The sequence below is a fragment of the Actinoplanes palleronii genome (assembly GCF_016862315.1).
Taxonomy (GTDB): Bacteria; Actinomycetota; Actinomycetes; order Mycobacteriales; family Micromonosporaceae; genus Actinoplanes; species Actinoplanes palleronii.
Window position 1 is genome coordinate 316,804 of the sequence record NZ_BOMS01000014.1, and the last position, 21,476, is coordinate 338,279.

A 21,476-nucleotide genomic window follows, 5' to 3' on the forward strand; every position below is an offset into this window, starting at 1 on the left:
TTCCGGTTTTGGCAGCACCGCGATGAGTCTCGCGGCGGGGCTGTGGATCCTCGACCTCACCGGTTCAGCGAGCCTGGCCGCGCTGGCGGGCCTCGGGACCTACGCACCGGCGCTGGCCGCGCCCTGGCTCGGCGCCCTGGTCGACAGGTTCCCGCGCCGGCCTCTGGTGATCACGGTCGACCTGGTGATCAGCGCCGCGATCCTGGCCCTGCTCGCGGCACCCGACGCGAGCTGGATCTACCTGGTGTTGCTGGTCCGTGGATTCAGCTACGTCCTGCTCGACGCGGGCGAGACCGCTCTGCTCCCGGCCGCTCTGCCGCCGCGCCTGCTCGGGGACGTCAACGGCTGGCGTTCCAGCGCCCAGGAAGGCATGAAACTCCTGGCCCCACTGGCCGGCGCGGCCCTCTACGCCTGGCGGGGCCCCCATGCGGTGGTCCTTGTCTGCGCCGCCCTCCCGCTTCTCACCGCCTTCCTGTACGCCCTGGTCCACCTCCACCCACCCAACCCGGCACGCCTGCCAAGCCCCGCCGTCGGCGCGGATGCCGTCGGGCCGCGACGGGAACTGTCTGATCCGGCATCACCGGCCGATGACGCGTATGCCGTAGCCACGGAGCAGGGGACTCCTCATCCGCCGTCCGCAGGGCCGATACCCGCCTCAGCCCGTGACGGCGCCGCGCGCCGCGCCTCCGATGACCGCGGCGGCTCCGAGCCGGGCGACGGCAGTGACAGCGCAGGCCGGGAGTCGTCTGCCACGCCCGCCGACCCCGATGCCGAGCGGCCGGTGACTCTGGGCTGGACCAGCGTTCGTGCCGGGTTGACGGCTCTGTGGCGGGAGCCGTTGCGGACGCCAGTCCTGGTCGCCGCCGTGGCGATCGCGGTCTCCGGCATGACCAACGCCGCGGTGCTGCTCCACCTCGTCGAAGACCTGCATCATCCCGCCACTCACTTGGGCATTCTCTCCAGCGCGCAGGGCGCCGGGTCGATCGTCGGCGGACTGCTGGTGGGCCGGCTGCTCGCCCGCCTCGCGGCGGTCCGGGTCGCCGCGCTCGGTGCGGCGCTGTTCGCCGTCGCCTGTGTCGCCTGGTCGCTGCCGTGGTGGCCCGCGATGATCGTCGGTAGCGTCCTGGCCGGCCTGGGTCTGCCCTGGACCCTGATCGCCGGAATCACCGTGATCCAGACCCGCACTCCCGATCACCTCCTCGGCCGGGTGGCCGCCACCGGCAACATGGTCATGTTCGGCCCGATCACCCTGGCCATCCCGCTCGGCGCCGCCCTGGCCCAGCTGGGCGCCCGCCCGCCGCTGCTCCTCGGCGCCACCCTGGCCTTGACCGCCGCCGCGGCCTCCACCCACCGCCGCGCCACCCCGGCCCTTTGAAGCCACCTGCTCTCCATCAGACCGAGGCCGTGCCAGCGGTCCGAGGCCGTGCCAGCGGTCCGAGGCCGTGCCAGCGGTCCGAGGCCGTGCCGGCGGCCCGAAGCCAGCCCATGGGTGAAGCCAAGCCGGAGATCCGCAAGCCTCACGGCGTTCCAGGGCAGGTGCTACTGGTCCATCCGAAGCGGCCGGCCGGCCGCCGCGGGTGGCGTCGCTGAAGTGGGCGGGATGACCGAGGTCGAGGCGTGACCGGGACCGATGCGGAGGTGTCATTCGAGGTGGTTGGGCAGGAGCGGCGGCGAAGCGCGGCGGTCGATGCCGTCGTTGGTGGCGCCGGCGGCGGTGTGTCGCGGCCGGGCTGATTCGGTCAATTGCTGGCGTGAAGCTGCTGTCAAGCGACCTGAAGCCAAGCCGGAGAGCCGCGACCCTGACGGTCGCCTGCGCTCAAGCCATCTGCAGGAGGGCGCCAGCCGATGGCTCTGGTGGTCGCCTGGTTTCCCACGCTGGCTGCCCGAGGGGACGGCGGCCCGTGACTCTGGCGGTCGTCTGCTTCTTGAGGCGGCTGTGGTCGAGCCGGAGATTCTGGGGGACGTGACCGGGCATGCGCGCCGGGCCTGGGGGCCGGCGGGGCTTACTGGGCGATCTGTTTGAGGTAGTTGATGACGTCCTGGGGGTTGTGGGTGGCGCAGCCTACGTAGTTGTCGGGGCGGATCAGGAACAAGGTGGGGGTCTGGGTGTCGTAGGCGTGCCAGGCCTGCTTCTCCGCCGCGGGGAGGTGATGGACCGGGACTGACTCTGGCAGGTGGGGCAGAGTGTCCGGCCGGCCGAAGGCCAGGAGGGTGGGGTGGGCGCCGCGCAGCAGGTCGAAGAGCCGGCGGCCGGTGGTGAGGGGAGCGTCCGGGGCGCGGTCGCCGGCCTGGACCCGGCCGGGGGTGGGGCGGTGCTCGGCGGTCAGTGGGCCGCCGCGGTAGTTGAGGGTGAGCTGGCGTAGGGCGGGGTCGTCGCGGCGCATCGCGTCGGGGTCGGCGGCGACGTGGCGGCGGTGCAGGGTGGTGCTGATGCCGAGCACGTCGGCGGCGACCGGGAGGCGCTCGGCCTCGTAGGTGTCCAGGATCGTGGTGTTGCCGGTGGCGATCTTCCAGCCGAGGTTGTAGCCGTCCTGGATGCCGGTGTTGAGGCCCTGGCCGCCGGCCGGGGAGTGCACGTGGGCGGCGTCGCCGGCGAGGAAGACGTTGCCGACGCGGAACCGGTCAGCCATCCGGATGTTGGCCCGGAACTGCGACGTCCAGCCGACCTCGGTGATCGTGATGGCGGGGTCGGTCACGGCGACCAGCTCCGCGACGGGGGTGTCGGTGGGCGGCGCGGTCAGCTGCCACCAGTCGCCGCCGGGCAGCGGGCACAGGCCCAGCCGGAACCCGGGGTCGCCGGGCCAGACGTGCCAATGCGCACGATCCAAGCCGGACAGTTTCACGTCGGCGATCAGCATCCGCTCGTCCTCGTGGGTGGAGCCGAGGAACTCCACGCCGAGCGCCTGCCGGACCGTGCTGCGGCCGCCGTCGGCGCCGACCAGGTAACGCGCGGTGACCACCTCGCCGGTGTCCAGGGTGACCCGGACTCCGTCGGCGTCCTGCTCCAGCGACGTGACGCCGACACCGAACTCGATCGGCACCCCCTCGGCGAGCAGCTCGGACGTGCGCCACTGCGGGACCATCAGCAGATTGGGATAGGGCACCTCGGGGGTGGGCTCGTGCAGCTCGTCCATCCGCCACTCGACGGTCGCGCCGTCAGGCCGGTGGACCAGCAACGCCGGGTAGTCACTGCCGGACTCCTGGAACCGGTTGATCAGGCCGAGGTCGTCGAGCACCTCGAGGGTGCGCGGCTGCAGACCCTTGCCGCGGGAGCCGTCGAACGGGCGGGCGGATTTTTCCACGATGCGGAACGGCACGCCATGCCGTTGCAGTTGGCGGGCGACGGCGAGCCCGGTCGGGCCGGCGCCGGCGATCACAGTGAACCCGGCGAGTGGAGTGAATCTTGATTCAGTGAACATGGATTCACCGTAGAGCGCTGATAGTCTCCGGTCAAGAGGAATGGCGGTGACAGGACGTTGGTGACCGGGTTGGGCAGGCCGCAGGACGAGGCGGCGCAGGGTCAGGCTGAGGGGCGCGATACCTGGCACGGCACTCGGCCGGGCGCTCAGGCGGGGCTCCGCAAGCAGCAGGCCGCGCAGACCGAGGCGGAGCTCAAGGCCGCCGCGATCCGGGTCTTCGAGCGCTCCGGCTACCTGACCGCCAAGATCACGGACATCACCGCGGAGGCGGGGCGGGCCACCGGCTCGTTCTACAAGCATTTCGCCAGCAAGGAGGCGCTGCTCGAGGCGCTGCTGGCGGACCTGCTGGCCGAGGGTGACGCGAGCGCCGAGATGGCCGGCCACGGCACGGATTTCCGCGATCGGGCGGCGGTGCGCTGGCACGTCGCGGCGTTCTGGGGCTTCTACCGCCGGCATCGCGCGATCATGGTGGCGCTGGAGCAGGCGGCGCTCGTCGACGAGACGTTCGCCCAGCGCAGCCGCGACATGCTCGCACCCGACCTGGGCCATATCGCGGATCATCTGGCGGCGCTCGACCTGCCCGGCGACCGGCTCGTCTCCGCGTCGCTGTTCACCGTGACGATCAGCGGGTTCGCTGCCACCTGGCTCTCCGCGGCCAACCGCCCCGATCTGGGCCGCGAGCTGAGCGACGACGAGGCGATCGAGACGCTGACGACGTTCCTGCACGCCGGGCTGGGCGGCGCGAGCTAGGCGCTCACTCCCGGTGACTGCCGCGGCGCAGGGCACGCTCATTTTTCCTTCGGTACGACGTACCGAAGGAAAAATCGGCGGTCAGTGACCGCGCAGACCTCCGAAGATCACGCCCAGCGTGCGTTCCTGGAGCCCAGCGTCCCAGCCGCCGTGCAGCGCGCCCTGACACACGCTGATCAGCAGGGCCATCACCTCGGGCAGGCGTACCGCGGTCGCCACCGTCCCGGCCTCCTGGGCCTGCCGCAGCAGCTCGCCCACCGCCTGCTCGAGGTGACCCACCGTGTCCGGCAGCCGGATCTCCACCCCGGCCCGGGCCAGCAGGTCCACCACGGAGCGTTTGCCGGCCGCCTGTGCCACCAGCCGGCTGAAGAACGTGAACAGCCCGTCGCCGCCGCCGAGCTCGCCGGCCTCCGCGACCAGCCGGGCCAGCAGCCGCTTCATGATCGCCGCGAGCAGGTCGTTCTTGGTGGGGAAGTGGCGGAACACCGTCCCGATGGCCACCCCGGCCCGCCGCGCCACCTCCTCGGTCGACGCACCCGCGCCGAGCTCGGCGAACACCGCCTCGGCCGCGTCCAGGATGCGCGCGCGGTTCCGCTGGGCGTCGGCGCGCAGCGGCGGACCGTCGTCGTCGGAGGGGGAGAGGGGTGACAAGCTGAGTCTCCACTCACTATTCTCGGGGGCGCTAAGTCGAGTACTCACTCACCTTAACGGAGGTGCCGAGTGACACCGCAGCAGATCTTCGCCCGGATGCGGGAGCGATGGCTGGCCGGGGAGCCGACCTACGACGGGGACATGCTCGCTGAGGACGTGGTGGTGGAGACGCCGTTCGCCGCGCCCGGCCGGGCGACCCGGACTGAGGGGCGGGAGCGCGTTCTGGAACAGACCCGGGTGGGGCGGGCGGGTTTTCCGGTTCGCTTCGATGACTGCCGCAACGTGGTCGTCCACGAGACCGCCGACCCTGACGTGATCATCGTGGAGTACGAGCTGGCCGGCACCCATCTGGGCACCGGGGTGCGGGCTTCGGCGCCGTTCATCGGGGTGCTGCGGACGCGGGACGGGCTGCTCGTGGGCTGGCGGGAGTATCAGCACACGATGGCGATCGCGGCGGCGCTGGCGTCGGGCTGAGCCCGGGGTCGTCGCGACAAACCCGCAGCAAACCCGCAGCAAACCGTCGCAGGACCAGGACCAGGACCGGGTGCCCGGCACGCCGTTGTGCCGGACACCTGGAGTACCTCGGTGAGCCTCTCAGCTCTTCGCGATCGCCTTGCGGTAATCGCTGTTCAGTCGCCCGATCAGGCTGAGCGGGATGCCCTTCGGGCAGACCTCGGTGCACTCGCCCATGTTGGTGCAGCCGCCGAAACCGGCGTCGTCCTGCGCCTGCAGCATGTCGATCACCCGGCTGTCGCGCTCCGGCTGGCCCTGCGGCATCAGCCCGAGGTGGGTGATCTTCGCGGCGGTGAACAGCATCGACGAGCCGTTCGGGCAGGCCGCCACGCAGGCGCCGCACCCGATGCAGGTGGCCGCCTCGAACGCGGCGTCCGCGTCCTTCTTCGGCACCGGCGCGGCGTGGGCGTCCGGCGCGGTGCCGGTCGAGGCGCTGATGTAACCGCCGGCCTGGATGATCAGGTCGAACGCGGTGCGGTCGACCACCAGGTCCTTGATCACCGGGAAGGCGGCGGCGCGCCACGGCTCGACGTCGATGACGTCGCCGTCCTTGAAGTGCCGCATGTGCAGCTGGCACGTGGTGGTGGCCTTCTCCGGGCCGTGTGCCACCCCGTTGATGACCATGCTGCACGCGCCGCAGATGCCTTCGCGGCAGTCGTGGTCGAACGCGATCGGGTCGTCACCGCCGAGAATCAGCGTCTCGTTGAGCACGTCGATCATTTCGAGGAACGACGCGTCCGGGGAGATGTCCTTGACGTCGTAGGTGACCATCCGGCCCTTGTCCGAGGGGCCGGACTGACGCCACACCCTGACCTTGATGTTCATTACTTGTAGCTCCGCGTGCTCGGGTGGACGTACTCGAATTCGAGCTCTTCCTTGTGCAGGGTCGGCTTGCCGTCGGCGCCGAAGTACTCCCACGCCGCGGCGTAGCCGAACTCGTCGTCGTGGCGCAGCGCCTCGCCGTCCGGGGTCTGGCTCTCGGCCCGGAAGTGACCGCCGCAGGACTCCCGCCGGTGCAGCGCGTCGATGCACATCAGCTCACCGAGCTCGATGAAGTCGGCCACCCGGCCGGCCTTCTCCAGGTTCTGGTTGAGCTCCTCGCCCTTGCCCGGCACCTTGACCCGGGTCCAGAACTCCTCCTTGAGCGCCCGGATCAGGCCGATCGCCTTGGTCAGGCCCTCCTCGGTGCGCTCCATGCCGCAGTACTCCCACATGATGTGGCCGAGTTCGCGGTGGAAGGAGTCCACGGTCCGGTCGCCGTCGATCGAGAGGAACTTCTCGATCTGGTCCTCGACCTGCCTGCGGGCCTCGACGACCTCGGCGCTGGCCGCGGTCACCTTCGGGAAGGGGCCGGACGCGAGGTAGTTGTTGATCGTGTTCGGCAGCACGAAGTAGCCGTCCGCCAGGCCCTGCATCAGCGCGGACGCGCCGAGCCGGTTGGCGCCGTGGTCGGAGAAGTTGGCCTCGCCGACCACGAACAGGCCGGGGATGGTGGACTGCAGGTCGTAGTCGACCCAGAGGCCACCCATCGTGTAGTGCACGGCCGGGTAGATCCGCATCGGCGTCTCGTACGGGTCGTCGCCGGTGATCCGCTGGTACATCTCGAACAGGTTGCCGTACTTGGCCTCGACCGCCTTCTGGCCGAGGCGCTTGATGGCGTCCGCGAAGTCCAGGTAGACGCCGAGACCGCCGGGGCCGACGCCACGGCCCTCGTCGCAGACGTTCTTGGCGGCGCGGGACGCGATGTCCCGGGGCACCAGGTTGCCGAACGCCGGGTAGATGCGCTCCAGGTAGTAGTCGCGTTCGTCCTCGGGGATGTCCGCGGCCTTGCGGGTGTCCTTCTGCGCCTTGGGCACCCACACCCGGCCGTCGTTGCGCAGCGACTCGGACATCAGGGTCAGCTTCGACTGGTGCGAGCCGGACTCCGGGATGCAGGTCGGGTGGATCTGCGTGTAGCAGGGGTTCGCGAACAGCGCGCCCTTGCGATGCGCCCGCCACGACGCCGTGACGTTGCAGCCCTTGGCGTTGGTGGACAGGAAGAACACGTTGCCGTACCCGCCGGAGGCGAGCACCACGGCGTCCGCGAACTCGGTGGTGATCTCGCCGGTGATCATGTCCCGGACGACGATGCCGCGGGCCTTGCCGTCCACGATGATCAGCTCGAGCATCTCGTGCCGGGTGTTCATCTCGACGTTGCCGAGGCCGATCTGCCGCTCGAGCGCCTGGTACGCGCCGAGCAGCAGCTGCTGACCGGTTTGGCCCCGGGCGTAGAACGTCCGGGACACCTGGGTGCCGCCGAACGAGCGGTTGTCCAGCAGGCCGCCGTACTCGCGGGCGAACGGGACACCCTGCGCCACGGCCTGGTCGATGATGTTCACCGACTCCTGGGCGAGCCGGTACACGTTGGACTCGCGGGCGCGGAAGTCGCCGCCCTTGACCGTGTCGTAGAACAGCCGGTAGACGGAGTCACCGTCGTTGCGGTAGTTCTTCGCGGCGTTGATGCCACCCTGCGCGGCGATCGAGTGCGCGCGCCGGGGGCTGTCCTGGTAGCAGTACGACTTGACGTGGTAACCCTGCTCGGCCAGCGTCGCGGCCGCGGAGCCACCGGCCAGGCCGGTGCCCACCACGATCACGGTCAGCTTGCGGCGGTTCGCCGGGTTGACCAGCTTGGCGGCGAACTTGCGCCGTTCCCAGCGGGTCTCGATCGGTCCGTCCGGGGCGGCCTTGTCGACGACCGGTTCGCCCTCGGTCCAGAAGTCCGTGTTCGTCATGTTCAGTCCACCAATCCGACCAGCACCGCGAACGGCACCGAGAGGTACCCGACGACCAGCACCAGGGACAGCGCCAGTGCGATGGCCTTGGCCCGCCGCTGCCCCTTCATGGTCTGCTGGCCCAGCGTCCGGGCCGCGCTGAAGATGCCGTGCCACAGGTGGAACCCGACCGAGATGATCGCCAGCGCGTAGAAGAGCGTCACGTACCAGCGCTCGGGCGCGAAGTCGGCGACCACGTTGGCGTACGGGTGCTCGTGGTCCCCGACCGGGTTCAGGTTGCCCGTGGTCAGGTCGAGGATGTGGAACACGATGAACAGCAGGACGATCACGCCGCCCCAGCGCATGGTCCGGGCGGCGTAACTGCCCTGGACCTTGGGCCGGTGCGCGTACTTGACCGGGCGGGCCTTCTTGGCCCGGATGGTCAGCACGGCCGCCGTGTAGATGTGCGCGAGCACGGCGAGCGTCAGGACGGCCCGCTGGATCCACAGGTACCACATGGTCGGCAGCAGGGGCGTGCCGAGCGCCCGCAGCCAGTGCGCGTAGTGGTCGAAGTCGACAGCGCCCAAGAAGATCTTGAGGTTGCCGATCATATGTACGTAAAGGAAGAGGACCAGCAGGATGCCACTGACCGCCATGGTGATCTTGAGGATCACCGACGAGGGCCGGACCACCTGACGAGCGGGGGGCGTTGCCGGCGCCCCCGCCGCGTGCTTGGTCTGGGGAATTGGAGTGTCTACCGCCACAACCTGGACGGTAGAAAGTCCTGAACGATTCGTCTAATGCATGATCGGGCAGGTCCCCATAGCGATAAGCTATTACGGTGCAGCTGCAACAACTCCGATACTTCCTGGCAGTAGTCGAGACCAGGCATTTCACCCAAGCTGCGGACATTGTGGGTGTCTCGCAGCCCACGTTGAGTAAGCAGATTCACACCCTGGAGACCTCGTTGGGCGCCCCGCTGTTCGAGCGGATGCGTGGCGCGGTCGGCCTCACCGTGGCCGGTGAGACCCTCCTGCCGATGGCACGGCGGATCGTGGCCGACGCGGACGCGGCGATCGAGGCCGTGCAGGACATCGTCGGCCTGCGCCGGGGCGAGATCCGGCTGGGCGCCACCCCGAGCCTGTGTTCCTCCCTGGTGCCGGCCGTGCTGCGGACGTTTCGCGCCGACCACCCCGGGGTGACCCTGCACATCAGCGAGGGCAGCTCGCAGGACCTCACCTCCGGCCTGCTCGCGCACGCCCTCGACCTGGCCCTGATCATCCAGCCCGAGCAGGGTGTCGACCCGGCGCTGGAGGCCACCGAGCTGGTCCGGGAGAGCCTGGTGGTGGCGTCGGTCGCGGACGGCCCGCCGCCCACCGTGGCCCGGCAGCTCGAGCTGGCCGAGCTGCGGCACACCCCGATGGTGATGTTCCGGGAGGGCTACGACATCCGCGAGGTCACCCTGCACGCCTGCGAGCGGGCCGGGTTCACGCCGAAGTTCGCCGTCGAGGGCGGTGAGATGGACGCGGTGCTGGCCTTCGTCGAGGCCGGCCTCGGTGTCGCGCTGGTGCCCAGCATGGTGCTGGCCAACCGGCCGCTGCTGCGGGCGACCCCGCTGGCGCCACCCGGCATGCGCCGGACGATCGCGCTCGCCCAGCGTCGCGGGGTGGTGCTGCCGCACGCCGCCGCCGCGCTGCGCGAGGTGGTTCTCGAGCACATCACCTCCGGCCGGCTGCCGTTCGGGGTGCGCGCTCTCTGATCGACTGTCCACATCGGGTAGTCAAGTGTCTACACTCCGTTTACAGTCCTGGGTGTGTGGCATGGCGAGTTTCGTGACCCGCGGCTGGTCGATGTCTACGACGCCGAGTGTCCCTGGGGCTGGGACGACGACTTCTTCATGGCCGTGCTCGCCGAGCGCTCGGCGCACCGGGTGATCGACCTGGGCTGTGGCACCGGCCGGCTCGCGATCGCGATGGCCGAGGCCGGGCACGAGGTCACCGCGATCGACCCGGCGCCCGCCGCGCTGGCGGCGGCCCGGCGCAAGCCCGGCAGCGAGCGCGTCCAGTGGGTGCACGGCTCGGTCGAGCAGCTGCCGGTGCGGTCGTACGACGCGGCGTTCATGACCAGTCACGTCGCGCAGTCGTTCGTGGACGACGAGGAGTGGGACGCGGTGCTGCGCGGGTTGCGCCGGGCGCTGATCCCGGAGGGCCGCCTGGTCTTCGACAGCCGGGACCCGGCCGACGAGCCGTGGGAGCTGTGGAACCCGGAGGACTCGTGGCGCACCGTGGTGCTCGACGGCGGCGCCGCGGTCGAGGCGTGGAGCGAGGCCGAGGAGACCGCACCGAACACCGTGCACGTCACCCAGCGCTACCGGTTCGACGATGGACGGGACCTGGCGAACTCGGCCACGCTGCGTTTCCGCACCGAGCCGGAGCTGCGAGATTCGTTGCGGGAGGCGGGTTTCCGGGTGGATCGGATCTACGGAGGCTGGGGGCGTGAACCGGTCGGGCTCAGCGGGGACGGCGAGTTCATCGTGATCGCGGTGGCGACCCCGCGATTGATGTCCTGACGGTCACGGATGTGCCTAGATGTTGTCGGGAACCTTAGGAGCCATTGCGAGACATAAATCCCGGACTACCATCCGCTCCATCGGTGGTGACCGTTACGCGAGGTAAGGTGCATGTCCGACAACGAGTGGTCCGACCCACGCCTGCCCGACCGGATGGAGTGGAGCCAGCCGCATCACGAACCGCCGCCCAGCCGGGGCCGTGCCCTGCTGGCGGCCGTGGTCGTCGTGCTGGTTCTGCTGGCCGCCGGCGGGCTCGCCTGGCGTCTGATGAGCAACCGGGGCACCCCGGTGGCCGAACCCAGCGCCGCCCCGCTGCCCTCACCGCAGCAGACCGCGCCGCCCTGTCCCGACCCGAAACTGCGGGTCGCCGCCGCGCCGGAGATCGCCCCGGTGATCGAGCAGGCGGCCGCGACGCTCAGCAAGGCGGGGCAGCGCTGCTCGGAGGTTCAGGTGCAGGCCGTCGAGCCGGGTCTGGTGCTGGCCGCCAAGCCGCAGCCGGACGTCTGGGTGCCGTCCAGCAGCGGCTGGCTGGCGATCGCGAAGGCACAGGGCCGCACCTGGGCCACCAGCGGCACGCCGCTCGCCTGGTCACCGGTGGTGATCGCCGGGCCGGAGGCGATCAGCACGCTGTTCGCCCCGGAGGGCAAGACGTCCTGGAGCGGGCTGATGCAGGCCGCGGTCCAGGAGCGGCTGCCGGCCGTGCGGATGTCCGATCCGACGGTCACCACGACCGGCCTGCTCGGCGTGTACGCGCTGAACCAGGCGACCGCCAAGGTCACCCCGGATGCCGGCATCGCCAAGCTGCAGGCGCTCACCCTGCGCAGCCGGTTGGAGAACGCGGCCGTCAACCAGGCCGAGATCTTCCGGCAGATGGCGGCCGAGTCCGACTCGAACACCGCGACCTACGACGTGGGTGTCTTCCCGACCACCGAGCAGCAGCTCACCACGTACCAGAAGACCGAACACCGGGTCCGGATGTCCGGCTCGGCGCCCGCTGACGTCCAGGTGGATGCGGACTATCCGTACGCCTCGCGCAAGGGCGCACCGGCTGACCTGGTCAAGCGCCTGCGCGCGGCGATCACCACGGAGTCGGTCACCGGCGCCGGGTTCCGCGTCGCGGCCACCAAGGGCGCGTTGCGGCCGCCGGCCGACGTGCGGCTGCTGCTCGGCCCGGCCAAGCAGTGGTCCGACTACAAGGCGGTGGCGTTCCAGGTGCTGCTGCTGATCGACGCGTCCGGCTCGATGAACGAGAAGATCACCGACCGGGCCGGGCGGACCGCCACCAAGGCGTCGCTGCTGCGCGAGTCCGGTGCGTCGGCGGCACAGCTGTTCGGCGCGGAGACCAGCATCGGGATGTGGTATTTCGGCACGTCCCGGGCGAGCGAACCGGCGCACACCGAGGAGGTGTCGTTCGGGCGGATCACCGACGCGACCGACGGCAAGTCCCGGCGTCTCCAGCTGGCCGCGAAGATCGGCTCGTACCGGCCGGTGGCGACGTCCGGTACCCCGCTCTACCAGACCGTGCTGGACGGGGTCGACGAGATGCGCGGCCGGGTCAAGCCGAACACCGCCACCGTGGTGGTGGTGCTCACCGACGGCGCGGACGGCGGGACGCGGTTCGCGATGACCAACGCGGACTTCCTGAAGAAGCTGACCGCCGGCGTGGACCCGGCGCGGCCGGTCCCGGTGATCGCGGTCGGCTACGGACCGGACGCGAACATGCCCGCGCTGCAGGGGATGGCCAAGGCGACCGGCGGCCGCACGATAGCCGCCACGAACCCGGCCGACCTCGCGTCCGGAATAGCCCAGGCGTTCCTGGCCGCGCATGCCACCTCGTAACGGCTAGGCGGTGCCGATCTGGTCGGCGACGATCCGGGCGGAGAGGGTGACCATCGGTAGCCCGCCGCCCGGGTGCGCCGACCCGCCGACCAGGAACAACCCGGCGATCGGGGAGCGGTTGGCCGGGCGGAGCAGTCCGCCGGCGGTGCCGTAGATCGCGCCGCCCGGCGCCCCGGTCGCCTCGGCCAGGTCGGCCGGGGTCCGGGTCTCCGCGAACACCAGGCGATCCCGCACGTCCAGACCGCGCGCCGCCAGCACATCGAGGATCCGATCCCGGTACGCGGTGGCCAGCCCCGGCCGCCGCCAGTCCACAGCGGACCAGTCGGTGCCGTGCCGCGCCGCGTTGACCAGCACGAACCACGCCTCGTGCCCGGCCGGCCGGACGGCGGGGTCCGGTGCCCGGGTGACGAAGACCGCCGGGTCGCCGGCCGGTCGCGCCCGCCGGCCCGGCCCGCCGAACACCGCGTCGAACTCGGCGTCGTAGTGCCGCGGGAAGAACACGGTGTGATGGGCCAGCTCCGGGGTCTCCCCGCGGACGCCGAGCAGCAGCACGAACCCGGCCAGGCTGCGGTCGGCCAGCCCGGCGAGGGGCTTCGGCGCGGGCAGCAGGTCCCGGTAGAGCGTCACCGCGTCCACGTCGGACACCACGACATCCGCCGGGACGTGCCGGCCGTCGGCCAGGCGGACGCCGTGCACCCGCCGGTCCGCGTCGATGGCGGCGACCGGTGCGCCCAGCTCTATTCGTACATTTAAATCGGTGCACCGAGCGCGCAGCGCCTCGGCGAGAGTGACCAGACCACCCGGCAGGTACCAGCCACCGAAAGCCAGCTCGGCGTAGGGGATCGCGGCGAGCGCCGCAGGCGCGCGGCGCGGATCGGCCCCGGCATACGTCGCGTAGCGGTCCAGCAGCATCCGCAACCGCGGATCCCGCAGGTAACGGCGGCCCAGCGAGCGCAGCGACCGGCCCGGCGCGATCGCGGCCAGGTCACCGACCCGCCAGGAGAGCCGGGCCAGCGTCGCCGCGGTGACCGGGCGCTGCAGCACGGAGTCCCAGGAGGCGTGCCAGATCCTTTCGGCCCGCCGCCAGAGCCGGGCCCAGTCGTGTGCCGCGTCCGGGCCGAGCGTTGCGGCGATCCGATCGAGGAACGTCGCGTGGTCGGACGAGGAGTCGAGGACCGTGCCGTCCGGGAAGACGTGCCGGACCACCGGGTCGAGCGGTTCCGGACGCAGGCCCAGGCCGAGCGGGGTGAAGACGTCCGGGAGGGTGAGCAGGCTCGGACCGGTGTCGAAGCGGAAACCGTCGCGTTCGTAGCCGGCCAGTTTGCCGCCGGCCTGCCCGGACTGCTCGAAGACGGTGACCCGGTGCCCGGCCTCGGCCAGCTGGATCGCCGCGGCCAATCCACCGACGCCGGCACCGACCACCACGATGTCACTCATCCCCAGGATGATCCGCGATGACCGGCCGTCGTGGTGCACCGGGCCGGTGCGGATCAGGGGAGAGCGCGCCCGCGCCAGGTGAGGCGGCGCAGGCGGCGCATCCGGAACGACCGGGCGATCAGGTGGCCGAACAGCACGACCGACACCGGGTGGGCCAGGGCGTCCGGGAGCACCCGGCCGCCGGTGGCCCGGGCGCTGATCGCGCGGCCGGTGACGCCCAGCAGGTAGGCGGCCACGGCGATCGGCGCGAACGCCGGCACAGCGGCCGCGGTCAGGAGCGGGACGACGTACAGAAGAAGAAGCAGGACCACGACGGCGGCCGCGCCGGGAGCGGACCCGAAGGACGCCCACATCGATTTGGCGTAGCCGTCGGCGAGCTCGGCCCAGGAGTCGTACATCCGGCAGGTGGCCAGGCGCGATCCGTCGGCGAGCGCGATCCGCCCGCCGGAGCGTTTGACCGCGCGGGCCAGCGCGATGTCCTCGAGGATCTCGTCGCGGACCGCGGCGTGCCCGCCGGCCTTGCGGTAGCCGGCCCGGTCCAGGACCAGCCACTGACCGCCGGCCGCCGCCAGCGACGGCCGCGCGGAGCGTTCCATGCCGCGCAGCGGCAGGAAGGTGAGCCAGGACCACTGCAGCAGAGGTTGCACCAGCCGTCCGGCGCCGACGATTTTCGGGTACGGACTGAGCAGCACCACCCCGCCCCGCCGCAGCAACCGCACCGCCCCGGCCACCGCGTCCGGCTCCAGCACCACGTCGGCGTCCACGAACATCAGCACGTCCGCGTCCCCGGCCCACCCGGCCAGCTGATGGCAGGCGTGCGGCTTGCCCAGCCACCCGGCCGGCGGCGCCACCCCGGCGTGCAACCGGACCCGGTCACCGGCCACCGCCCGCACCACCTCGGCGGTGCCGTCGGCCGAGCCGTCGTCGAGCACGTGCACGGTCAGTCCCGGCACCCCACGCTGATCCAGCAGCGACCGCAGGCACGGCGTGACCCGCTCCGCCTCGTTGCGGAGCGGAAGGAGCACCGCGACGCGCTCGTCAACCGTCGCGTCCCGGTCCGGCCGGCGCAGCAGCAGCGCGTTCACCGCGGTGTGCGCGGTGAGCAGCAGCACCGGCAGCAGCGTGAGCCAGGCCAGGGTCATCGGGCGGCGCGCAGGCGGGGGAGCAGAGGCAGCACCGCGGCGCCCATCAGCACGGCACCCCAGGTCGCCGAGGCCGGCAGACCGAGGAAGACGGCATGGGCGAGCACCGAGGACGCGTAGGTCCACAGCCAGAGCGCCAGCGCGGGCGTGTCGGCCGGCATCGGCAGCGCCACCGACCGGGCGGTGGCGGCGGCGAGCGCGGTCATCAGCAGCACCGCGAAACCGGCCCAGCCCAGGTAGTTGCCGATCGGGATGCCGGGCACGCCGGGCAGCGCCGGAATCGGGTCCAGCCACCGCCAGTAGTCCTCGGCGACCATCTGCGGATCCAGGAACAGGTCCCAGGCGGCCAGCCCGGCCGCGGCGACCAGGATCCGCGACACCCGGCGCCGGGCGACGCGCAGCGCGGCGAGCCAGGCCGGCCAGGCCATCCAGGTCCAGGCCAGCGGGATGATCAGCGGTACGTCGAGCAGCCGCGGGCCGAGCCGCCCGGAGTATGCATAGGTCCCGAACGGGAAGCCGGTGGCCACCCCGATGGCCTCGACCGCGAAACCACCCAGCGTCGCGGTCAGCACCAGCGCGCCGGCCGCCCGCATCCCCCGGGTGAGCAGGGCGTGCGTCACCGAGAAGGTCACACCGAGCAGCACGGTGAGCACGGTCAGCCGGGCCCGGGTGTCACCGCCGGTGAGCGGATAGCAGATCTGGGCCAGGACCAGCGTGCCGAGCAGGACCCAGGGCAGCGAACGGCGCACGGATCAGGCGCCGGCCGCGCCGGAGGCGTCTTCGAGGGGCCGTTCGACGAGCGGCAACTCCCGCCCGAGCACGGCGAACGCGCGCTCGTCACCCGGGAAGTAGAAGTCGCGCAGCACGTCGTCGAAACCGTAGCGGCGGTACAGCCGCCAGGCCCGGGACGCCTGCTCGTCGGCCTCCGGAGTGGAGAGCAGCACGGTCTTGCCCTTGGCCATGGCGAGCAGGGCGCGCAGCTGCCGGGCGCCGACACCGTGGCCCTGAGCGGCCGGGCGGACGTGCAGCTCGACCACCTCGAAGCAGTCGGTCAGCCACTGCCGGCGGGAGTCCTCGCCCAGGGCGTACCGGACCTGGTCGTGCCACCACTGGCCGGCGGCGGAGGTGTAGCCGTAGCCGAAACCGGCCACCCGGCCCTCGGTGGTCAGGGTGGCCACCGCCCGGAAGCCTGGCCGGCGCACGTGCGAGCCGATGTAACCCCGGCGGGTCTGCAGCAGCTCCGGGCGGTAGCCCATCGCCTCGCCGTAGACCGTGACCACGTCGTCGAGCCGCCGCAGGAGGTCGTCCGGCTGCCACGCTACGAGCCTCATCGCTTGCACCCTCATCTCCCGGCGGACCAGCCCAGCACGGTCCGGTCGCCGCTGATGTCGTGCACCGCGAACCGGGCGAACAGCTCCTCGGCGTACCAGCGATCGGCCGGGGTGCGGGCGATCGCCGCGCGGTGCTCCGGCTGACGGTACGCGAACGCGGTGAGGTCCGTCGCGTCGCGCCATACGCTGACCGTGCCCTGCCAGCCGATCGGCGCCTCACCGACCCCGAACCGGGCGAGCAGGCCGGGCGCGGCGGCGATCTCCCGTGCCACGCCCGGTACCGCCCGCCAGAACCGCAGCGCCCGGGCCGGTCGCAGCCGGGCCCGGGTCAGCGCCAGCACCATGCCCTCGGACTTGCGGCCGGTCGGCGCGAACGGGCTCCGCCCCGACCAGGTACCCCGGCTGATCAGCGGTTCCAGCTCGATCCGGGCCTGGCTCGTGGCGATCTTGTCCCAGGTCGGGAACCGGACCGGCGCGTCGCTCACGGTGATCGCGGCCCACCGGGTCAGGTCCGAGTCGCCGGGCCCGAACGTCTCGCCGGTGCCGGTGCCGAGGAACTTGCCGAACCGCAGCCCGGCCAGGTGTCTCCGGGCGAAGGCCATCCGCAGCATGGCCGAGCCGATCGCGTGCCGGGGCACCCGCCAGACGTGCAGCGTGACGCTTGCTCGGCTCACGTGTCGAGACCGGTCGCGGCCGCGCTGGCCTCCCACAGGTCGGCGGCCAGCTTCGGGTCGCGGGCGTGCGCGGCCGGGCGGGCCACCTCACGGCCGACGTAGTAGGCGCCGTTCGACAGCTCCACGGCCGGTGCGGTGCACAGCCAGGTCAGCAGCGCGCCGGCCGCCTCCGGGGTGACCAGGCCGGGGGCGTGCTTGTAGAAGAACCGGGTGAGGCGCCCGGCCCCGAAGTTGGTGCGGACCACACCCGGGTGGAACGACAGGCTGAGCACTTCCGGCCAGCGGCGGGCCGCCTCGGCCGCGAAGAGGATGTTCGCCGACTTGCTGGCGCCGTAGGCCCGCCACGAGTTGTAGCCGCGCGGGTCGTCGGTGAAGTCGGTGCCGGGCTGACCCCGCATGTGCGCGCGGGAGGCGGTGTTCACCACCCGGCCGCCGGTCAGCCGGTCCCGCAGCAGGTGGGTGAGCAGGAACGGCGCCAGGTGGTTGCCCTGCATCGTGGACTCGTAGCCGTCCACGGTCGCCTTGTACCCGCCGATGATCCCGCCGGCGTTGTTGGCCAGCACGTCGATCTTCGGGCAGTCGGCGAGCAGCCGGTCGGCCAGCTCCCGCACGTCACCGAGCCGATCAAAATCGGCCTGGAAATGGCGTGGCTCGCGTCCGCCGCCGGCCTCGCGGACCTTCTGCACCGCCGCCGCCAGGCGCCCCGGGTCCCGACCGACCAGCACCACCTCATTGCCCAGGGCGGTCAGCTGCTGGGCCGCGGCCAGCCCGACACCGGAGCTCGCCCCGGTGATCACGATCGTCTGCGTCATGCCGCCTCTTTACCCAAGGTCCGCCGATCCTGCCCAAACCCATAGGGTACGAATACTCCAGCGCCCGTCCGCAGGCTACGAGCCGAGCCCCGCCCGTGAGGCCGCCCCCGCCCCGGGCCGCAGCACGCCTCCCGATCTGCGGGGGCTCCGCGACACCGTAGCCGGTCCGGACCGCACCGCGCCTCCCGTTGTCGGCTGGCTTCCAGGGGTGTCTCCGCGCGGTCAAGACACCTCTGAGCGCCAGCCGGCCGCCTCGGGGGCCGGCTCCCGCAGGAACGGCGCCAGCGCCAGGGTGACCACCACCGACGCCGCGGCGAGCACGGTGATCGTGGTGGCCGGCGAGAGCAGCTCGGCCAGCGCGCCGGCCACCGCCGCGCACACCGCCTGCATGGTGAGCATGCCGGCCGAGTGCAGGCCGAGCGCCTGCCCGCGGTTCTCCGCCGGGGCGATCGCGACCAGCCGCTCCTGCAGCAGCAGCGTGGAGCAGTACCCGACGGCCGCCACCACGGCGAGCGCCACCGCGGTGCGCAGCGACGGGTGCAGGGCGAACGGCAGGAACGGCACGGCCAGCAGCAGCCGCAGCCACGGCGCCAGCCGGTGCCGCCAGAGCGGCGGCAGGAACCGGCCGGCCAGCACGTCCCCGGCGAGCATGCCGACCGCGGAACCGGCCAGCAGCAGCCCGGCCCCGGACGGTGCGAACGGCACGAACAGCGCCTCGCACCCGACGATCAGGCCGTTGGGCAGCCAGAGCGCGACGTAGACCGGCCGTACCCCGGGAATCGCCCACAACCGCGCGTTGACCCGCCACGTCGCCGCGACCGAGGGCCGGCCCGCGGAGCGGGCGGCGCGCCGGGCCAGACCCACCCGGACCACCAGCGCCGCGACCAGATGCAGCCCGGCACCGGTCAGCAGCGTCCCGGCCGGCGACAGCACGGTCACCAGCAGGCCACCGGCCGCGAACCCGACGATCTGCATGACCCCGTTCGCGATGTTCAGCGTCGAACGCCCGAGCAGATACGCGTCCGGGACCACGTCGGTGAGCAGCCCGGCACGCACCCCGCCGCTCACCGAGGCGGCCAGGCCGATCGCCAGCAGCACCGCGAACATCCCGGCCAGCGGCAGTCCGGGCAGCGCCAGCAGGGCGGTCAGGGCCGCGGTGAGCAGCGCCAGCGCGGTGATCGCGGCGCGCGGCGGCCACCGGTCGGCCGCGGACATCAACAGCGTCGCACCGGCCAGCTGCGCCAGTGACGGACCGAACATGCTCACCGCCGCCAGAAAAGACGATCCGGTACGGGCGTAGACGCCGGTGGCCAGCGCCAGGCCGATCACGGTGACCGCGGCGCACTGCAGGCAGGTGGCGAGGAACAGCGCGGTGAACTCCGGGGCACGGAAGAGCTGGCGATAGGTCCGCATGGCTCGCAGTCTTCGGCCCGCCGCCGGGTGACCGTTAATGTTTCGGTCAGCCGCGAAAGGTGGTGCCGATGGGCTGGTGGCGGGTGGACGCCGACACGCTCGCGACCAGCCGGTTCGTCGTCTCCGGGCTGGCCGAGGCGACCGCCGGGCTGCTCCGGCTGCGCTGGGACACCGCGGAGCTCCCGTCCGACCGGGAGTGGCTGCGGGCACACCGGCCGGCGTACCTGGCCCGGCTGGCCGCGGACCCGATCACCGCCCGGCTGGTCGAGGCGGCGCTGCGGCCGCGCTGGATCGCCGACTTCGTCGCACCCCCGCCGACCGAGGTGGAACGGCCGTTCGCGGAGGAGGTCGCGGCGGTCCGGGACATCCCGTCCGCGGCGGCCCGGGGCCACGTCGCGGAGGGACTGGCCGGCCGGCTGCCGCCGGAACTGGACCGGGACGACCTCGGCGAGCGGATGGCCGGCCTGCTGACCTGGATCTGGCACGAGGCGATCGAGCCGGACTGGCCGCGGCGCCGGCGGATCCTGGAGGCCGACGTACTGGCCCGGACCCGGCAGCTCAGCCTGGGCGGCTGGCAGTCGGCGCTGGACGGGATGCGCGGCGGGATGCGGTGGCTCGGCGGCGGGCGGTTGCAGATCAACGCGTACGACTACCCGCCGCGGGACATCTCCGGCGCTCGGCTGCTCTTCGTACCGACGACGCTGGCGAGCGGCTGGGCGGCGTGGCTGGAGCCGGACCCGTCGCGGTACGCGCTGACGTACCGGTGTTCCGGGATGCTCGCGGAGCCGGGGCGGGTGGTGCCCGGTGCGCTGGAGCGGCTGCTGGGCGCCGGGCGGGCGCGGGTGCTGGTCGAGCTGGAACAGCCACGGAGCACCAGCCAGCTGGTCGCGATCACCGGGGCGGGGCTCGGGTCGGTGGGCGGGCACCTGCGGGTGCTGCTGGACGCCGGTCTGGTGGCGCGGCGCCGGGCCGGGCGGAGCGTGCTCTACACGCGGACCGCGGCGGGGGAGGCGGTGGTACGCGCCGCGCGGGGCACTTGATCCGCTTTTCGGGTGATTTGCCGACCAAAGAAAGTCGATCATCTGTTCGAAAAAGTGGGTGGCGCGGGGCCGTGAAGGTTGCCTTTTTGTCGTAGGCGGGTGTTAGTCTCTGCAGTAGTTAGAACGGATGTTCGAAAGACTTCCGCTCTGGCCCCGGGAGCGCGTTTCGCGGCGCGTCGACCGGGTGCGGCGCCCGCGAAGTGCCGCATGCGAGGTCCGGGCATTCGCGGGTTCGGGCCTCGTGACAAGGCAGGCCGCCGCTCGTTGCCCCCGACCCCCGGTGGCGAGCGGCGGACCAGCCGGCAGTGGCCGGCCGGGTGTGGTGTGGGGAAGCTTCACATCCGGCCGGTCTGCAGCCGGGGCTCCCACTGCCCGTGGAGCCCCGGCACCACCGGCCGCTCCTGCGGGGGCGGCCCCGGTATGGCCCGTTGCGTCTTCCTCCGCGGCGGTCCGGTTCGGCCACCATGTCGGATGCGGAACAGGCGAGGAGAAACGACGATGGCGAGCACCACGGCCCGCGGCCTGATGCCGGCTCCCGATCCGGCGCAGACGCCCGGCGCGACCGCCCGGGCCGAAGCGCCCACGGTCCCGGCGCACATGCTGCCCCACCGGACCCCCACCCAGCTGCTGGCGATCGCCCGTCAGGGACTGACCGAGGCGACGCACACCACCCCCGACGGCCTGCGGTATGCGACGGCCCACCTGGCCGCCCTGCGCGCGGCCGCGGCCCTGCTCGCCGCCCGGGCTCGCCCGGCCGCACCCGGGCGGCGCACCAGAGCGACGAGCGTCTGGTCGCTGCTGGCGATGGTGGCGCCGGAGTTCAGTGACTGGGCCGGCTATTTCGCACTCGGCGCCGGCAAACGCGCGGCCGCCGAGGCCGGCATCCCGCACGTGGTGAGCGCCCGCGAGGCAGACGACCTGCTCCGCGCGGCCGAACAGTTCGTGACGGTCGCGGAGTCCTCGATCGGGGTGTCCTACCAGCCGCCGCTGGCAGCCTGACCTGCCCTGCGGCCCGCGGCGACCGGTCGCGTTCATCAGCTGACCGCCCTCCCCGGTCCGCGGCGATGGACCGTGCTCATCGGCTGACTGGCCGCTCCGGAGGCGCGCCGGCAACGCCGGTTCCCGCCGGTCCGCAA

20 protein-coding genes are annotated in these 21,476 nt (G+C 72.2%); 8 read left to right on the forward strand and 12 right to left on the reverse strand.

Annotated features, from left to right (window positions below; translation table 11 throughout):
- The first annotated feature begins 22 nt into the window (after positions 1–22).
- Positions 23–1,375 carry an MFS transporter gene (locus tag Apa02nite_RS05250; RefSeq protein ID WP_373872831.1) on the forward strand — a complete coding sequence of 451 codons (1,353 nt, stop codon included), beginning with the start codon at positions 23–25 and terminating at the stop codon, positions 1,373–1,375.
- A 628-nt stretch (positions 1,376–2,003) separates the two neighbouring features.
- On the opposite strand, the gene Apa02nite_RS05255 is transcribed toward Apa02nite_RS05250, so the two are convergent.
- Positions 2,004–3,419, reverse strand: coding sequence for an FAD-dependent monooxygenase (locus Apa02nite_RS05255; protein WP_203824059.1), 1,416 nt, complete (start codon positions 3,417–3,419; stop codon positions 2,004–2,006).
- Between the two features lie 69 nt (positions 3,420–3,488).
- Between Apa02nite_RS05255 and Apa02nite_RS05260 the strand changes: the two genes are divergently transcribed.
- Positions 3,489–4,169: a TetR/AcrR family transcriptional regulator gene (locus tag Apa02nite_RS05260; RefSeq protein WP_203824060.1), complete on the forward strand. Its 681-nt coding sequence runs from the start codon at positions 3,489–3,491 to the stop codon at positions 4,167–4,169.
- An 81-nt stretch (positions 4,170–4,250) separates the two neighbouring features.
- Here the strand turns inward: Apa02nite_RS05260 and Apa02nite_RS05265 are convergent, their stop codons facing one another.
- Positions 4,251–4,820 carry a TetR/AcrR family transcriptional regulator gene (locus Apa02nite_RS05265; RefSeq protein ID WP_239164131.1) on the reverse strand — a complete coding sequence of 190 codons (570 nt, stop codon included), beginning with the start codon at positions 4,818–4,820 and terminating at the stop codon, positions 4,251–4,253.
- 69 nt (positions 4,821–4,889) lie between these two features.
- Between Apa02nite_RS05265 and Apa02nite_RS05270 the strand changes: the two genes are divergently transcribed.
- Positions 4,890–5,294, forward strand: coding sequence for a nuclear transport factor 2 family protein (locus Apa02nite_RS05270; protein WP_203824061.1), 405 nt, complete (start codon positions 4,890–4,892; stop codon positions 5,292–5,294).
- 120 nt (positions 5,295–5,414) lie between these two features.
- Here the strand turns inward: Apa02nite_RS05270 and Apa02nite_RS05275 are convergent, their stop codons facing one another.
- From Apa02nite_RS05275 to Apa02nite_RS05285, 3 genes are read right to left on the reverse strand one after another with little or no spacing between them, the layout of a single operon-like run.
- Positions 5,415–6,158 carry a succinate dehydrogenase/fumarate reductase iron-sulfur subunit gene (locus Apa02nite_RS05275; RefSeq protein ID WP_067704538.1) on the reverse strand — a complete coding sequence of 248 codons (744 nt, stop codon included), beginning with the start codon at positions 6,156–6,158 and terminating at the stop codon, positions 5,415–5,417.
- Positions 6,158–8,104, reverse strand: a complete 1,947-nt coding sequence (locus tag Apa02nite_RS05280; protein ID WP_067704536.1) for a fumarate reductase/succinate dehydrogenase flavoprotein subunit — start codon at positions 8,102–8,104, stop codon at positions 6,158–6,160. Before Apa02nite_RS05280 ends, Apa02nite_RS05275 begins: the two co-directional genes overlap by 1 nt.
- A gap of 2 nt (positions 8,105–8,106) precedes the next feature.
- Positions 8,107–8,775 (reverse strand): succinate dehydrogenase cytochrome b subunit, encoded by a 669-nt coding sequence (locus tag Apa02nite_RS05285; protein ID WP_275412430.1) that lies wholly within the window; start codon positions 8,773–8,775, stop codon positions 8,107–8,109.
- Between the two features lie 143 nt (positions 8,776–8,918).
- Between Apa02nite_RS05285 and Apa02nite_RS05290 the strand changes: the two genes are divergently transcribed.
- The 3 genes from Apa02nite_RS05290 to Apa02nite_RS05300 all read left to right on the forward strand — a co-directional run bounded on the left by Apa02nite_RS05290 (position 8,919) and on the right by Apa02nite_RS05300 (position 12,491).
- Entirely contained in the window at positions 8,919–9,842 is a 924-nt protein-coding gene (locus tag Apa02nite_RS05290) for a LysR family transcriptional regulator (protein ID WP_083972439.1), read from the forward strand.
- Positions 9,843–9,896: 54 nt separating this feature from the next.
- Positions 9,897–10,652, forward strand: coding sequence for a class I SAM-dependent methyltransferase (locus tag Apa02nite_RS05295; protein ID WP_203824063.1), 756 nt, complete (start codon positions 9,897–9,899; stop codon positions 10,650–10,652).
- 111 nt (positions 10,653–10,763) lie between these two features.
- Positions 10,764–12,491 (forward strand): substrate-binding and VWA domain-containing protein, encoded by a 1,728-nt coding sequence (locus Apa02nite_RS05300; protein ID WP_203824064.1) that lies wholly within the window; start codon positions 10,764–10,766, stop codon positions 12,489–12,491.
- Positions 12,492–12,494: 3 nt separating this feature from the next.
- Here the strand turns inward: Apa02nite_RS05300 and Apa02nite_RS05305 are convergent, their stop codons facing one another.
- The 7 genes from Apa02nite_RS05305 to Apa02nite_RS05335 form a co-directional block, all read right to left on the reverse strand.
- Positions 12,495–13,928: a phytoene desaturase family protein gene (locus tag Apa02nite_RS05305; protein ID WP_203824065.1), complete on the reverse strand. Its 1,434-nt coding sequence runs from the start codon at positions 13,926–13,928 to the stop codon at positions 12,495–12,497.
- Between the two features lie 53 nt (positions 13,929–13,981).
- A complete protein-coding gene (locus Apa02nite_RS05310) occupies positions 13,982–15,070 on the reverse strand; it encodes a glycosyltransferase family 2 protein (protein ID WP_203824066.1) in 1,089 nt (362 codons plus the stop codon).
- Entirely contained in the window at positions 15,067–15,819 is a 753-nt protein-coding gene (locus Apa02nite_RS05315; protein ID WP_203824067.1) for a carotenoid biosynthesis protein, read from the reverse strand. The genes Apa02nite_RS05310 and Apa02nite_RS05315 overlap by 4 nt, the downstream gene beginning before the upstream one ends.
- A gap of 3 nt (positions 15,820–15,822) precedes the next feature.
- On the reverse strand, positions 15,823–16,401 hold the full coding sequence (locus Apa02nite_RS05320) for a GNAT family N-acetyltransferase (RefSeq protein ID WP_067704520.1): 579 nt from the start codon (positions 16,399–16,401) through the stop codon (positions 15,823–15,825).
- 11 nt (positions 16,402–16,412) lie between these two features.
- Positions 16,413–17,012: a monooxygenase gene (locus tag Apa02nite_RS05325; protein ID WP_239164147.1), complete on the reverse strand. Its 600-nt coding sequence runs from the start codon at positions 17,010–17,012 to the stop codon at positions 16,413–16,415.
- Between the two features lie 59 nt (positions 17,013–17,071).
- Entirely contained in the window at positions 17,072–17,887 is an 816-nt protein-coding gene (locus tag Apa02nite_RS05330; protein ID WP_203824068.1) for an SDR family NAD(P)-dependent oxidoreductase, read from the reverse strand.
- Positions 17,888–18,109: 222 nt separating this feature from the next.
- Positions 18,110–19,300, reverse strand: a complete 1,191-nt coding sequence (locus Apa02nite_RS05335) for an MFS transporter (protein ID WP_203824069.1) — start codon at positions 19,298–19,300, stop codon at positions 18,110–18,112.
- Between the two features lie 68 nt (positions 19,301–19,368).
- Here Apa02nite_RS05335 and Apa02nite_RS05340 point away from each other — a divergent pair, with 68 nt between their 5' ends.
- Both Apa02nite_RS05340 and Apa02nite_RS05345 read left to right on the forward strand, forming a co-directional pair.
- A complete protein-coding gene (locus Apa02nite_RS05340) occupies positions 19,369–20,340 on the forward strand; it encodes an ArsR/SmtB family transcription factor (RefSeq protein WP_203824070.1) in 972 nt (323 codons plus the stop codon).
- A 525-nt stretch (positions 20,341–20,865) separates the two neighbouring features.
- A complete protein-coding gene (locus tag Apa02nite_RS05345; RefSeq protein ID WP_067704930.1) occupies positions 20,866–21,339 on the forward strand; it encodes an SAV_6107 family HEPN domain-containing protein in 474 nt (157 codons plus the stop codon).
- The last annotated feature ends 137 nt before the right edge of the window (positions 21,340–21,476 follow it).

What these genes read in the sequence shown, in the direction of transcription:
- Apa02nite_RS05310 (WP_203824066.1), bottom strand. Translation starts at nt 15,070, where the DNA reads ATGACCCTGGCCTGGCTCACGCTGCTGCCGGTGCTGCTGCTCACCGCG.
- Apa02nite_RS05255 (WP_203824059.1), bottom strand. Translation starts at nt 3,419, where the DNA reads ATGTTCACTGAATCAAGATTCACTCCACTCGCCGGGTTCACTGTGATC.
- Apa02nite_RS05320 (WP_067704520.1), bottom strand. Translation starts at nt 16,401, where the DNA reads ATGAGGCTCGTAGCGTGGCAGCCGGACGACCTCCTGCGGCGGCTCGAC.
- Apa02nite_RS05345 (WP_067704930.1), top strand. Translation starts at nt 20,866, where the DNA reads ATGCCGGCTCCCGATCCGGCGCAGACGCCCGGCGCGACCGCCCGGGCC.
- Apa02nite_RS05300 (WP_203824064.1), top strand. Translation starts at nt 10,764, where the DNA reads ATGTCCGACAACGAGTGGTCCGACCCACGCCTGCCCGACCGGATGGAG.
- Apa02nite_RS05340 (WP_203824070.1), top strand. Translation starts at nt 19,369, where the DNA reads ATGGGCTGGTGGCGGGTGGACGCCGACACGCTCGCGACCAGCCGGTTC.
- Apa02nite_RS05280 (WP_067704536.1), bottom strand. Translation starts at nt 8,104, where the DNA reads ATGACGAACACGGACTTCTGGACCGAGGGCGAACCGGTCGTCGACAAG.
- Apa02nite_RS05325 (WP_239164147.1), bottom strand. Translation starts at nt 17,012, where the DNA reads ATGCTGCGGATGGCCTTCGCCCGGAGACACCTGGCCGGGCTGCGGTTC.
- Apa02nite_RS05330 (WP_203824068.1), bottom strand. Translation starts at nt 17,887, where the DNA reads ATGACGCAGACGATCGTGATCACCGGGGCGAGCTCCGGTGTCGGGCTG.
- Apa02nite_RS05335 (WP_203824069.1), bottom strand. Translation starts at nt 19,300, where the DNA reads ATGCGGACCTATCGCCAGCTCTTCCGTGCCCCGGAGTTCACCGCGCTG.
- Apa02nite_RS05305 (WP_203824065.1), bottom strand. Translation starts at nt 13,928, where the DNA reads ATGAGTGACATCGTGGTGGTCGGTGCCGGCGTCGGTGGATTGGCCGCG.
- Apa02nite_RS05275 (WP_067704538.1), bottom strand. Translation starts at nt 6,158, where the DNA reads ATGAACATCAAGGTCAGGGTGTGGCGTCAGTCCGGCCCCTCGGACAAG.
- Apa02nite_RS05250 (WP_373872831.1), top strand. Translation starts at nt 23, where the DNA reads ATGAGTCTCGCGGCGGGGCTGTGGATCCTCGACCTCACCGGTTCAGCG.